This window comes from Calothrix sp. UHCC 0171, assembly GCF_034931845.1.
In the GTDB taxonomy this organism is placed as follows: Bacteria; Cyanobacteriota; Cyanobacteriia; order Cyanobacteriales; family Nostocaceae; genus Brunnivagina.
The window spans coordinates 39,333-53,533 of the sequence record NZ_JAYGHN010000009.1 but is presented as its reverse complement, the minus strand read 5'-3'; the positions used below and the strand labels follow the sequence as shown (position 1 = coordinate 53,533).

The 14,201-nt window shown below is 38.6% G+C and carries 12 protein-coding genes; 7 read left to right on the top strand and 5 right to left on the bottom strand.

Going from position 1 to position 14,201, the window contains the following annotated elements:
* Nucleotides 1–160 precede the first annotated feature (160 nt).
* From VB733_RS09375 to VB733_RS09365, 3 genes are all read left to right on the top strand, one after another.
* Nucleotides 161–595: a ferritin-like domain-containing protein gene (locus VB733_RS09375; RefSeq protein WP_323339817.1), complete on the top strand. Its 435-nt coding sequence runs from the start codon at nt 161–163 to the stop codon at nt 593–595.
* Between the two features lie 349 nt (nt 596–944).
* Nucleotides 945–1,886, top strand: coding sequence for an FTR1 family protein (locus VB733_RS09370; protein ID WP_323339816.1), 942 nt, complete (start codon nt 945–947; stop codon nt 1,884–1,886).
* A 47-nt stretch (nt 1,887–1,933) separates the two neighbouring features.
* Nucleotides 1,934–2,737: an MOSC domain-containing protein gene (locus VB733_RS09365; protein WP_323339815.1), complete on the top strand. Its 804-nt coding sequence runs from the start codon at nt 1,934–1,936 to the stop codon at nt 2,735–2,737.
* Between the two features lie 51 nt (nt 2,738–2,788).
* On the opposite strand, the gene VB733_RS09360 is transcribed toward VB733_RS09365, so the two are convergent.
* Together VB733_RS09360 and VB733_RS09355 are read right to left on the bottom strand one after the other, a co-directional pair.
* Nucleotides 2,789–3,244, bottom strand: coding sequence for a DUF4079 domain-containing protein (locus VB733_RS09360; protein ID WP_323339814.1), 456 nt, complete (start codon nt 3,242–3,244; stop codon nt 2,789–2,791).
* 213 nt (nt 3,245–3,457) lie between these two features.
* Complete coding sequence (locus VB733_RS09355) at nt 3,458–3,865, bottom strand: DUF1830 domain-containing protein (protein WP_323339813.1); 408 nt, start codon at nt 3,863–3,865, stop codon at nt 3,458–3,460.
* A gap of 781 nt (nt 3,866–4,646) precedes the next feature.
* Between VB733_RS09355 and VB733_RS09350 the strand changes: the two genes are divergently transcribed.
* From VB733_RS09350 to VB733_RS09340, 3 genes are all read left to right on the top strand, one after another.
* On the top strand, nt 4,647–6,239 hold the full coding sequence (locus tag VB733_RS09350) for a photosystem II high light acclimation radical SAM protein (protein WP_323339812.1): 1,593 nt from the start codon (nt 4,647–4,649) through the stop codon (nt 6,237–6,239).
* Between the two features lie 525 nt (nt 6,240–6,764).
* Nucleotides 6,765–8,207 carry an ATP-dependent DNA helicase RecQ gene (locus VB733_RS09345; protein WP_323339811.1) on the top strand — a complete coding sequence of 481 codons (1,443 nt, stop codon included), beginning with the start codon at nt 6,765–6,767 and terminating at the stop codon, nt 8,205–8,207.
* Nucleotides 8,208–8,282: 75 nt separating this feature from the next.
* Complete coding sequence (locus VB733_RS09340) at nt 8,283–8,630, top strand: Dethiobiotin synthetase (protein ID WP_323339810.1); 348 nt, start codon at nt 8,283–8,285, stop codon at nt 8,628–8,630.
* A gap of 56 nt (nt 8,631–8,686) precedes the next feature.
* On the opposite strand, the gene VB733_RS09335 is transcribed toward VB733_RS09340, so the two are convergent.
* From VB733_RS09335 to VB733_RS09325, 3 genes are all read right to left on the bottom strand, one after another.
* Nucleotides 8,687–9,283, bottom strand: coding sequence for a hypothetical protein (locus VB733_RS09335; RefSeq protein WP_416336307.1), 597 nt, complete (start codon nt 9,281–9,283; stop codon nt 8,687–8,689).
* 108 nt (nt 9,284–9,391) lie between these two features.
* Nucleotides 9,392–10,285: a cyanoexosortase B gene (gene crtB, locus VB733_RS09330; protein ID WP_323339809.1), complete on the bottom strand. Its 894-nt coding sequence runs from the start codon at nt 10,283–10,285 to the stop codon at nt 9,392–9,394.
* A gap of 116 nt (nt 10,286–10,401) precedes the next feature.
* Entirely contained in the window at nt 10,402–11,562 is a 1,161-nt protein-coding gene (locus VB733_RS09325; protein ID WP_323339808.1) for a DegT/DnrJ/EryC1/StrS family aminotransferase, read from the bottom strand.
* 893 nt (nt 11,563–12,455) lie between these two features.
* Here VB733_RS09325 and VB733_RS09320 point away from each other — a divergent pair.
* On the top strand, nt 12,456–14,024 hold the full coding sequence (locus tag VB733_RS09320; protein WP_323339807.1) for a GAF domain-containing sensor histidine kinase: 1,569 nt from the start codon (nt 12,456–12,458) through the stop codon (nt 14,022–14,024).
* Nucleotides 14,025–14,201: the final 177 nt, after the last annotated feature.

Here is a 14,201-nt window from a genome sequence, read left to right as displayed (position 1 = left end):
ATACGAGATATTTTAGAAGAGTTAAAATTATTGAAAGCGAAAAAACTCCATAAGTGTGAAGAGTCAGGATAGCCAGGGACAATTTTTACATCAAGAGTGTATATTTTGATTCAAAATACTTTGTTTATCGCTAATGTTGTGTAATGTGAATTGACCGCTCATGCAAGAACTCGACCAAAAAAAAGCTATTGACCTGCTTAATACCATCATGGAATTTGAACTAGCAGGTGTTGTTCGATATACTCATTATTCGTTGATGGTGACTGGTCCAAATCGCATTCCCATCGTGACTTTTTTTAAAGCGCAAGCTAGTGAATCTCTGCTTCATGCCCAACAAGCCGGAGAAATTCTTACAGGTTTAGATGGGCATCCCAGCCTTAAAATAGCGCCAATGGAGGAAACCTACCAGCATTCAGTTAAGGATATCTTAGAAGAAAGTTTATCCCATGAAAAGAAAGCCCTTAGTTTATATAAAGAATTGCTTGATGTCGTCAATGATGCCAGCATTTATTTAGAGGAATTTGCTCGGACAATGATTGGGCAAGAAGAGATGCATAATCTGGAATTAAAGAAAATGTTGCGAGATTTTAGTTAAGTTTCAATGGTGATTGGTTAATTGCTAATAGTAATTATAGATGGTTGTTAAATAATCGTGATTGATTATTAGTTGCTGTAAGTAATAACAGATTGGCAATTATGATTAACCAAGTGTAATTAGCTATTAACTTAACTGTTTCTGGTTGCAGAATCTGTAGACAGGCAAAAATATCCTCGACTTTAACAATTTATATTTTGGATAGAGCCAAAATATTATTCAAGAAGTCGGGGATATAAATAATTGAATTTGAGTTTAACTTTAATTATGTATTTTTCACGAATAGGTTTTAAGATAAATTATGATTAACTCATACCTATCAATCATTATCTACTAACCAATATTTAAGATGAACTTTAGTGCTGTCTTACCTACTTTTGTAATTACGCTTCGTGAAGGAGTGGAAGCTGCCCTTGTTGTCGGTATTGTTTTAGCTTTGCTCAAAAAAGCCAAACAATCACGTTTAAATTCCTGGGTATATGCTGGTGTTGGTGTTGGTATTGTCTTAAGTTTTTTAGTGGGAGTGCTATTAAACTGGTTGACTACTGCCTTAACTAGGGCAAATCCTCAATATGCAGCCGTAACCGAACTCACCCTGGAAGGAATATTTAGTGTAATTGCGATCGCAATGCTCAGTTGGATGTTAATCTGGATGACTAAGCAAGCGCGATTTATGAAAGTTCAAGTTGAAGGTGCAGTGAATGAAGCCCTAACCCAAGATACAAATGCAGGTTGGGGTGTTTTTGGTTTAATTTTAGTTGCTGTTCTCCGCGAAGGCTTTGAGACTGTTTTCTTTGTTGCTGCAAACTTACAACAAGGTTTATTGCCGGCATTAGGCGCACTTGCTGGTTTAGCTGCTGCTGCTGCTGTCGGGGTACTTTTGTTTAAATGGGGTGTGAATATTAATATTCGCCAATTCTTTCAAGTAATGGGAATATTACTAGTCTTAATTGTGGCAGGTTTAGTTTCCAGTTCATTACATAAATTCGACGAAGTATTTGCCAATTTAGCATTAAGTAGCCGCGCATCCGAAAGCTTGTGCTTCTATTATGAAAGATTTACTAAAATCCACTCTTGTATTTTAGGTCCTTTGGTTTGGGACACTTCAAAAATTCTTCCCGATGAAAAATTTCCAGGAATTATCCTCAAATCTTTATTTGGATATCGCCAGCATCTGTATTTAGTCCAAGCAGTCGCCTATTTAACTTTCTTGTTCTCAATTGGTGGCATTTATCTTCGCAGCATCACTGGTAGTAGTTCGAGTAAAAAAACCGTGACACAGAAAGGATAAAATAGGGAAAATAAAAAACGGTTAATATCGAGCCAATAACCTTAAACATGTGCCCAACTACCGTTAAACAATTATTTACTTACCCATTTAAGGGATTATCGCCACAAACACAGACATGTGTTGATTTAAAAACAGGACATGGGATACCAGGCGATCGCGCTTTTGCTTTAATGTATAAAGATATTGCCACAGCAACGCCTCAAAATCATCCAGTGTCTTGGATGAAGAAGCAAAACTTCGCCATGCAAAATGTTTGGCACGCTTTGGCAGCTTTAGATTGTACTTACGACATCACTACGGGGAATTTAACAGTCAGATGCCAGGGAATTGAATTACTAATTGCAGATACAAATACGGAAGCGGGACGTAATTCTATTTCTAATTTTTTCACTGGCTATTTGGCAGCAAGTCAACCTAGTCAAGCAGCTAAAAATAAACAACTTAAACCCCTACAACTAGTCGGAGAATACAATAAAACCCGTTACCCAGATCGTGAACCAGTTCATATTTCTCTAGTCAGCCAGGCAACTATTAATCATTTAAGTGAAATCGCAGGGCAGCAAATAGATGTACGCCGTTTTCGCCCGAATATCTTAGTTGATGGCATTTCTGCATGGGGTGAATTTGATTGGATAGGTAAGCAACTACAAATTGGTAGCGCCACAATTGAAATTACAGCCCCAATTAATCGCTGTTTAAATATTAATGTTAATCCGCAAACTGGAGAACATGATATTAATCTGCTTTCACTATTACAACAACATTTTCAACATGTTCAAACAGGTGTTGTTGCCAAAATAATTGCTGATGGTAATGTTGCCAATGGAGATTTAGCTGTTTGTTTGCAATAATTTTCTTGGCATTTTACTGCATGATCAAAATTCATACTTAACTTAAAATCATCAAGGCAAATACTTCTGCACAACATCCCAACCCGTTAGCGATACCCAAACAAAGACAAAAAACAACAAAATATTGACACTGACATGCAAATATCTAGCCCAAGAGCGATCGCGATTAATTTGCGTAGCACTGAAGGCTGAGGTTAAAACTAAGACAACACTGCTCAAGCCAGCGATGAGATGGGATGAGTGTCCCAATGAACCAAAATGACCTAGAGTTCCCACAATCCCAATTGCTAGGAGTAGCAATACTAGGAATACCATGCACACACCTATTGCATAGTGGCAGAGACGGAGAATGACAGTTTTATAAGTAAAATTACGAGTATATCTAGGATGCTGTCTCCTTGTATACATCCAAATACCAGATATAGCTAGACAGAAATAAGCAAGTATCGATAAACCCATCGACCAAGCAGCGATTTTCCATAGCCAAATAAATGAAGGTAAATTCAAGCGCAGTAATCCCTCGACGCAATCCTACCCCATTACTTTACTGCTGAAAGTGCAATGTGCGATCGCTTCTCATGATGCTTCTAGACACATACTTGTGTAGTTTTCAAAGCCAAGATATACTCTATTCTGAATTTAAAATTTTATATTTTTTTTAGATTTTCCTCACAAAATAGGGCTGCTAACCTCGCAACCCTTGTTTAAAGTAACATTTTTTTAATCAACCGATGCTAAACCCGCAACTTTTAAAGGTTTTGTTGTTTGTTCAGGTTGGGAATTAATTGGTGAAACAATACTTGTTTGATTGATATTGTCGTTGACTAGTTCAGAGTTGTTTTCTAACTTGTCATTGGCAATGTCGTCATCAAAATCGTTTACAATCAACCGTTCGCAGGGAATTGTATCCGAGATAATCGCGCTTGCCATCATTCCTGTATGAATCTCGAGATGAGATAACCTTGGAGCTTCAAAAACTAATCTTTGTCCGGGGAAAACTACCCGTTCAAAGTACCAATTAGGAATATCAGAGATTCGTGCCACCTGGATTTTGCTCGTGGCATTTACGTAGCAGCAGAGAATTTTCCCAGATTGCTCTGGTGGTAAGGAGTCTAAAATTTGAGCCATAACTGCTGAGGAGCTTTACGCCACAATTTTACATTACACAGCCAAAATTAACACCTGACGATCCCCATATGCTGTAACTGTTACTACCAACTATCGTTTTTTACCCAAAATCTATCTTTAGACATGGGTAGTAGATAAAGTAATTATTTTCAAACTAGAGAATATATGAATTTTTCGTAAAAATATATGCTTTTATTGCATCCAATAATTATACAAGAAAGTCTGTTTTCTTCAAAGCATATTTCCCAAAATTAAGAAATATAAAACTAATATCTACGATGTCAATACCTTTGCCCAAGCGGAATTTAACCCTTTTGAATATATTTTCATAGTGGCTCATCCAGATATTAATACAACCTAAATTTTGCCAGAGATATGAAGGCGATCGCTGTTCAAGTTTCCCATCTCTACTAAAACTCGAATCTTCGGTTTTCTGATTTTCTAAATCACAAAATTTAGCCCACCATTCCTCTTGCCTTTGTCAGTGCCCGTACATCAGCCAAACTAATTCAATCTATTTATAACTATCTATAGATTATCCCTAAATATAATCTATTTTTAGCATCAAGCTCTTTGCTAAACCGTAATTACCAGCAAAAGCAATTTGACATCATTAATGTTTTGGGGATGGAAATCGTCAAATCCTCTCTTGTACATTTTTTAGCCGTGACAACTTATTTGCCTACAAGTCCAGTAGAATCGGATTATGAGACAAAATGCAAAATAAATTTACAATCTATAGATAGAACTATATTTTTCTTCACCCCAACACAAAGGCAAGATGGAAGTGAAACCAGAAATAATGGAAAACCGAATACTTTACGTTCGCCTTCCTTGTAACCCCATCTTTCCCATTGGGGTTGTCTACCTCTCAGATCATGTTCACAAGCAGTTCCCCAGTATCCAACAGAAAATTTTTGATCTGGGAACCGTACCACCTTTAGACTACACTTCAGCACTCGATCGCTGCATTGATGAATTTAAACCTACATTACTTGTATACTCTTGGCGCGACATCCAAATTTACGCACCAGTGGGGGGACGTGGTGGAAACCCCTTGCAAAATGCCTTTGAGTTTTACTATGCCCTCAATCCTCTGATCAAATTACGGGGTGCTTTAGGGGGATTAAGGATTTTTATGGCTTACTACGTCGAGTTATGGCGTAATGCTGGATTAATCAGACGCGGTTTAAAACGCGCCCAGAAATATCATCCCCAAGCCCGTACAGTTGTAGGTGGTGGTGCAGTCAGCGTATTTTACGAACAACTTGGTAAAAGCTTGCCCAAGGGAACAATTATTTCCGTGGGGGAAGGGGAAACTCTGCTGACAAAACTGTTGAGTGGTCAGGAATTTGGCGATGAACGATGTTATGTTGTTGGGGAAGATAAACCTAGAGAGCGTTTAATTCACGAACAGCCAACACCTCTAGAAAAATCTGCCTGCGACTACGACTATATTGAGAGTATCTGGTCAGAATTTAAATATTATCTACTAGAAAAAGACTTTTACATCGGCGTACAAACTAAACGCGGTTGTCCCCACAACTGTTGTTACTGTGTGTACACTGTTGTGGAAGGTAAACAAGTACGCATTAACCCCAGCGATGAAGTCGTAGCGGAGATGCGACAACTCTATAACAGAGGAGTACGTAATTTCTGGTTCACCGATGCCCAATTTATTCCCGCACGCAGATTTATCGATGATGCTGTGGAATTATTACAGAAAATTGTCGATTCGGGGATGACAGATATTAACTGGGCTGCATATATTCGCGCCGATAATTTAACACCCGAATTATGCGATTTGATGGTGAAAACTGGGATGAACTACTTTGAAATTGGCATCACCAGTGGTTCCCAAGAACTTGTGCGGAAAATGCGAATGGGTTATAACCTGCGTCATGTATTACAGAATTGTCGTGATTTAAAAGCCGCAGGTTTCAATGCTTTGGTTTCCGTTAATTACTCATTTAATGTGATTGACGAACGTCCCGAAACTATCCGGCAAACTATTGCTTATCACCGCGAACTCGAACGTATTTTTGGTGCGGATAAAGTTGAACCTGCCATCTTCTTTATTGGCTTACAACCCCATACCCACCTCGAAGAATATGCATTCAAGGAAGGTATTTTGAATCCAGGCTACAATCCCATGAGTTTAATGCCTTGGACAGCTAAAAAATTACTTTGGAATCCCGAACCACTTGGTTCTTTCTTTGGCGAAGTTTGCTTGCAAGCATGGCAGCAAAACCCCAATGACTTTGGACGTGAAGTAATGAAAATTCTCGAGGAGAAATTGGGTTGTGCGGATTTAGAAGCAGCACTTTCGGCTCCAATTGTACCGAAAGAAAAGCAGTTGGTGGTTGCTAAGTAAAGTTACTCAGTCAAATGTCGAGACGCGCAACTTGCTATTTCCAGAGCAACTGCTGGCGCGTCTATTTTTTTGATCAAGGCGATGATTCAGTAGCTACTTTGCGTAAACTGCTGAATGAATCATCGATATATTTATTCGCAATCAAATTTTAAGAAGTTTAAGCAGTTTCAACTCTCAAAAGCAGTCTGTTGATAATTTCGAGAAAATTAAAATCATATTCATGCTTTTTATCAAGTCAAAATAGTTTACCGCGAACTCTATTTTAGAAACATCAGCATACATGAATTATTTCTAATACAAATATATTTTCCACAAAGAATTATCAGTTGTATATGAAGTAGCAAATAATCTACTGTATGAATTAACTGATATTTATACGGGTATCGAAGCACATTCGTAATTGCCGAAATTCACGTGCAACTTGGACATAACCAATAAATTTACTGAAGCATTTCCTAAATATAAACAGCTATATTATTACTCAAGTCAAACTAATCCGTGCAAGGAGAAGGGAGCATCTATAAAATGAATCGATTATCTTCCCTATCTTGGCATGAAGTCCGTGCAGCATTTCAAACAATCTGGGGATATGAAGACTTTCGCTCGCCACAGGGTGAAATAATTCATGCTTTACTCGCACGAAAAGATGTGCTGATTGTAATGCCAACTGGTGGAGGAAAATCGATTTGTTTTCAACTACCAGCGTTACTTCAAACAGGATTAACGCTGGTAATTTCTCCATTAGTAGCTTTAATGGAAAATCAAGTTCAAGAGTTACACGAAAAAAAGTTACCTGCGGCACTATTACACAGCGAATTACCCTCATTTCAAAGAAGAAAAATACTACAAACATTAGCACAGCAAAAACTCCGCCTACTCTATGTGTCTCCAGAGACTTTATTCAGTCCTCCTGTATGGCAAATACTCTGCAAACCTGAACTAGATATAACCGCAATCATCCTAGATGAAGCCCATTGTTTAGTGCAGTGGGGAGATACATTTCGTCCAGCATATAGAAGATTGGGAGCAGCGAGAAGAGCTTTATTAAAAACCAAACCACCAGGTACAAAAATCAGTCTTGCTGCTTTTACTGCTACTGCTAATCCTGCTGCCCAAGAAACAATTCACAAAGTTTTAGAACTACAAAATCCAGAAATTTTTCGACTGAATCCATATCGCTCAAATCTGAATCCCAGTATTAGCATTGCTTGGACACCAAACAGTCGAAGAAAGCAATTATTAAACTTTATCAATAATCGACCTCAGCAAGCAGGTTTAGTCTATGTTCGTAGCCGATATGATAGTGAAAATTTAGCCGTCTGGTTAGAAGAATTAGGTTATGCAACCGCAGCATACCACGCAGGATTAGATGCCGAGGAACGTCGGACAATCGAAAAACACTGGATAAACGACAAACTACAATTTGTGGTTTGCACAAGTGCCTTCGGGATGGGAATTAATAAAGCAAATGTCCGTTGGGTAATTCATTTCCACGCGCCACTATTATTATCTGAATATGTCCAAGAAATTGGACGTGCGGGAAGGGATGGAAAACCTAGCGATGTACTGACATTAGTTAGCGAACCCACAGGATGGTTAGACTCGGAAGACAAACAGAGACAGCAATTTTTTGAGAACAAAATACGCGAACAGCAACAAACTGCACAACAACTTGTCAAGAAATTACCCCAACAGGGAGATATAGAAGCGATCGCTCAAAAATTTCCGAATAGCCTGATTGCTCTTTCGCTTCTCCACAGCAATGGTCAATTAAAATGGTTAGACCCGTTTAATTATATGATTTTGACAGGTGGGAAAACTCAAGCTAACAGCCAATTAAATGCCACCCAGCAAATGCGCCAATACCTCTATACAAAACAATGTCGCTGGCGGTTTTTGTTAAATGGGTTTGGTTTTAGTAAAGATATTGAAAATTGGCGTTGTGGACATTGTGATAATTGTCAATAACAATAAAATTTAGAAATCATCAATTTTCGAGAAATTTTACCTTCCCCCGACCCTATTCCCTGGTAATCTGGAGTCATGAATTACGAGACTGCACGCAAACTACTTTTAGACCAAACGATCGCAACGGAAGAACATCCGGATGCTCTATTACTACGAATGCAGCAGGGAAAACCGCCTGTACCTGGTCAAATCACCTCGATTTTACTGGCTCTGAAAGTAGTATTTGAAGGTCTTAAAGAGACTACTACAATAGACCGTCAACTTGCCCACGCTTTATATTTACTAACAATTAAGACACAGCAATTATTTGCGATCGGGCGTAAAAACGGAGTAGACTGGCCCCCTCTTTTCAAGGAAGATTTATTAAGAATTGGGACAGCCTGTGAAGGTATTTTCTCTGGTGTGTGGCAAAATGTTAATTGATCAAGAGTTAAGGGTTAAAGATGACAAACTAACGATTAACCCTTAAACTTTAAACATTACCTATTTCGTAATTCCGCTTCCAGTTTATTTAAGTCGCTTTTCAGTAATACAGTCATTTGACCTGTATAAGCTTTACCATTTTTCCCCTTGGCAATTTCCATCCAATAGGCATAGCGATCGCCGACTCTTAATTGTCCCCGTAATGCTTCACGGATAGGAGTTCTCGCCAATCTCGCTGAATTAATCGCGCTTTGGTTGGGATAGTCGTAAATTAACTGAGCATTGGCAAAGTCCTGGTATACATCTAAACCATAAATAATTCGCAACGATTCCTGCAAGCGCTCAAAACTCATGCCGTTAATTGCATCGTACATCGCTAAACGTTCAGTACGTATGTTACTACGGTCTTTCGTAAATCCAACAGCACCCGGAGGTAATACTGATGCTTGAAAGGTAAAGCGTTGTGCTGCTGTGTCGCTTTTTTGGATGTAGAAGCGTTCTCTGCTATTGGGTTTTAGGGTAGGATGGTTTTTTATCCAGGAACCCACTTCTTCTGTAGATTGTCCGGGAAGTGCCTCAACTTGGCTGGGGAAAAGTAGGAAAGCAACAGGTAAAAGGAACAGATGCAGTAAGAATTTTTTTGGGATTTTCATAGTCATGAATGATACAGTGATGCCCACAAATGAGGGTAATCTTAGCTTTCCCTTTTTCGGGTAAATTCACTTCATTTGATGAGGGAAAATGCCAAATTTTTTGGAGATTTATATTTCTTCTTGAGTAATAGATGGCTGTGCTGCATCTAAAAAATTAGCATCAATCCAATTGAGAACGGGAACGAGAGATAGTAGCATTAAAGCTGAATACATATCACCACCCCAACTATCATGCAGCCATTTAAACATGGCTTCGTTGCCTGTGCCGTGGAAAAATGTGAGAAAGGTATTACGAATAATATTTGCTGCAACGCTAATGATTACAGCTAATCCCAGGAAATAAATTGTTTTTCGTTGTGATGATATTGCACCAGTCCAATACAATAACATCAAGCACACATATATAGTTGTGAACAGCATTTTTAAACCAGCACAGTAGGGTGCAACTTCCACAACTCTGGCATTCATATATAAATAGATGCCATCAACATTTATATTCATGCCAAATTGATTCAAGATGAATCCGGCTGTACCAGCGATGAAGCTTTGCAATGGTAGTGTAAAAGGAGCAATGAGATAGGGAATTGAATTAGGTGTTGCTAAAAAAACTAATAATAGAGGAAACCATTGCAATTTTAGTCCTGCTTTTCCTTTCAGCCACAAACACAGTCCAGTCAAAATAATCGGTAGAGAAAGATTTACCCATTCGGTGATACCGCTAAGGTAAAAAAAACCACCTAAAAATAATAAGCCGATACCAAGTGGATGATGTTTTTCACGCAAGCGATACCATAATTTTCGGTTTGTCCAGACTAGGTAAATTGCAAACGGAAAACCAATTAAACCGTGGCTAAAATACTCATGTTCGGTACTAATTGTTTTCTTAATCCAACCCTCACACCAATGTATAAATATCGGTGCATACAGTAATGTTAAAATGGCAATAATCCCATAATTAAATAACTCTTTGGGATTTGTGGTTCTAATTTGGCGTTGATACATAACACAGTTAATAGTTAATAGGTAATTGTTGGGTAATCAAAAAGGGTAAAGGTGAGAATTTGTAATGTTTTAGCCAAGCGGCAACTATTAACCAATACCCATTAACTCAGACTTACTTAGTACCCATTAACTGCCAAAAGCTGTTGTTCTCCACTGAGAGTACAGGCGATCGCAGCTACAACTTCCTTGACTTGGCTAAGGGTTAACCCTGGGTACATTGGTAATGATAGTATCTGTTTTGCCAATGTTTCTGCGTGGGGAAAATCTCCGAGTTTATAACCTAAGTTGGTAAATGCTGGTTGCAAATGACAAGGTATAGGATAGTGAATACCCGTTTGAATCCCTGCATTCGCTAGTGTTTCTTGGATTTCCTGGCGCGACACTGAACAAGAATCAGTAATCTTCACTACATATAAATGATAAACGTGTCCAGTTCCACTTTGGTTCGCCATTGGTATAATTCCGTTGACTGCGGCTGCAAATTCTGCATCATACATCTGGGCTATCCCTAGACGCAGGCAATTCCATTCTGCTAAGTGGGGTAATTTTTCTAACAATACGGCAGCTTGTAGGGTATCCAAACGGCTATTGGTTCCTGCATCGGTATGATAATACTTGTAGGAAGCTCCGTAATTCCGCAAGCGTACCATTTTTTCGGCAACTTCCGGGTCGCGTGTCAACAAAATTCCCCCATCGCCAACCGCACCCAAATTTTTGCTAGGGTAAAAGCTAAATGCTGCTGCTATCCCGACTGAACCTGCTTTATATCCGTCACGCTCTGCCAAATGTGCTTGGGCGGCATCTTCAAAAATAAGTAATTTGTGAGATTCGGCAAAATCGAAAAGCTGTTTTGGTGATACCATTTGCCCGTAAAGATGCACGGGAATTATGGCTTTAGTCTTCTTTGTGACAATTTTAGCTGCGGCTTCTAAGTCAATTAAAGCAGTTTCCGGGTCGCAATCAACAAAGATTGGAGTCGCACCTGCACGAATTACGCCGATTAATGTTGCTACAAAGGTATTTGCAGGCACAATAACTTCATCACCCACACCAATATTACAAGCTTGTAAACCAAGTGCGATCGCATCTGTTCCGGAAGCTACTCCCACCCCATATGCGGTATTGGAGGCTGCGGCAAAGGCTTGTTCAAAATTAGCTAAAGCTTTCCCTAAAACAAAATCTCCGTTGAGTAGAACCTTTTCAATAGCTTGTTGGATTTGATTTTGAATTGGTTGATGTTGAAAACTTAAATCTACAAACGGAATTTTGATGTTCATAATTTTTTATTAATTGTTTTTACAAATTTAAAAAGATGATTAGCTAGTTAATATATGCGGAAATTAAACATACATTTCCTAGCGTCTTGGGCATATTTTTTGGTGATTGTTCTTGTTTTTGCTTTTATCTAAAACTATGAGATTTTTATTTTTTAGCAAGAAAATATTAAATAATGAATGTTGTAAGCCTTGATTTACAAAGACAAATCCTAATTATATAGAAACTAATGCTCATGATGGTAATTGTCTTGGTAAGAATAAGTAATTATTTTGTAAACATTGACATTTATTTCTGATTAATTACAGAAAAAATAGATATGACTAATGACATATGCAAGTTAATTTTCATGGATATCTTCTGGAATCACAGACAAAAGAAACAATTGCTTTTTCTTAAATAGTCAATCAAGCAAACTATGATTGCGATCGCCTAAATTTTCCAGGACAGCACCAAAATAAAAACCAAAACCACAGTTAGTAAAAACAAAATCCTAATCAATAATTTGCCCTCAATCTTGTCCAATCCACATCAGTGATAATAACGATATATTTGCTATTATGATTACAATTAATAAGTCAGTAAATTGTCTGTACGTTATCATTAGATTTCATTACTTGTAATAATTATTGCCAGCGCTTGAAAAGTGATTGTCAAGAAATACAGCAAAAAGCTGAAACAATTACCTGTAGGGGTTTGTAGCTCAAACTGAGGCAATATATTTTGGGCTAGGGAAGCAACTACCACGAGCGTATATTCCCGTAATCTTCAAAAAAATCTTGAAAATTTGTTTGTCGGACGCAAAATTGGGGAATGCTTAGAAATAGAAAAATAACCAAATAACAGTAGGTTATATGAAAATCCTTATCAAATACTTAATCAAGGTAAAGTAGTAATGTTAGAACCAGAAAATAAACTGTTTACATTCAAAGATGGTTGGAGTTCCCAAGAAAATAGAGAGTCCCAACGCTTAAACGCCTTATTAGAGTTAGGCTTGCGTCAGTCAGAAACAATTCCAGTATTTGAAGAAGCGACTCAAACCGCCGCCCATTTTCTCGAAGCACCAATTTCGGTATTAGGATTTATCGATCAAGAACGTCACTGGTTTAAATCCGCGATCGGATTATCGCGATTAGGATTAATGAACCAACTTGCCCAATCTCGTCAACTATCTCGCCAAGAATCCTTTTGTACCTTAGTTGTCGATAGCTCACAAATCATTGTCATTAATGATACACATAAGTATGTCAACAATGAACTAAACGTCACCAAATTGGTACAAGAGTACGGAGTCCGTGCTTACTTAGGTGCGCCACTAATCGACGCATCTGGTAACTGTTTGGGAGCGCTAGCTGTGATTGACTTAGTGCCACGTAACTTTACCAACAGAGATATTGAATTTTTACAAATAATTGCTCGTTGGAGCATGAGTGAGTTTGAGCGCAACCGCTTATTGCAAGCCGGTAATAATTTCCATACTAACTCCCCTAGAGAATTTGGTTGGTCATCCTCAAATGGTAACGCCAACGAAATAAAGCTGAGTCCTCCAATCTTGAACCAAGAACTCAAAAAAGAAGCAATCACCACCAACCATCTCAAACTCGACTTATTATCGCAACTAACTCAAGAATTACGCACCCCTCTGACATCAGTCTTGGGAATGGCAAGCGTTTTGGGAAGAGAAATTTACGGACCTTTAACAACCAAACAACGGGAATACTTGGAAATAATCCAACATAGCGGACGCTACCTACTTTCCTTGGTGAACGAAATTTCTGAACTGGGAGCAATGAATGAAACTACAGCTGCATTAAATATTGCCCCTGTCGATATCGAAATGCTTTGTCAACAAGCCATCAACACCTTAGAAGAAGCAGCAAACCGCCGTGAACAAGACATCCGCTTGTCCCTCGAACCCGGACGCAGCCGAATTTTACCCCTTGACAAAGATAAAGTCCGTCAAATTTTATACCACTTAATTTTTAGTGTGATTCAGGTTTCGGCAACAGGAAGTGTTGTGCGGATTCACGTTTCTTACAAAGAAGATGCCCTCAACATTACCGTTTGGGTATCCCATCCTTGGTTAGGTGATGGGATTACGGAAGTCGATCCGTACTTCCGCCTCAATCCGCAGCCATTATTAGAACTAACAAGTGTGGCTCAGAACTATAACATGCATCCAGAAGCCACAGAACTTGACGGCTTCTCAATCACAATGGAAAAATCCAAAGATTTTGCCGCAGCAAGTTCAGGATTTATTTCTGTAAATTCTGGCGACTTAGATATGAGCAAACCCCACAACCACCTCTCGCGTGAAAGCTTAGGTTTATTGCTCAGTTGTCAACTAGCTGAATTGCACGCTGGACAAATCTCAATCCAAGGTTCTGCGGAATCTGGATATCGCTACGTGCTGTCACTACCATTGCAATCAGCAACAAAATCAGAACAAGCAAATGATGCTTAATGTGGGAGATAGGGATGAGGGATGAGGGAATAGAAAAGTAAGTTTCATATAAATCAGGAAATAAAGCATTTAGCGTTGCAAACACCTATAACCAACCAACAATCAATAAGCAATCAGTATTTAATAAACCCATACCCAGCATCCAAACCCCACTTTCAGCAAAAATAAAAACTTGAG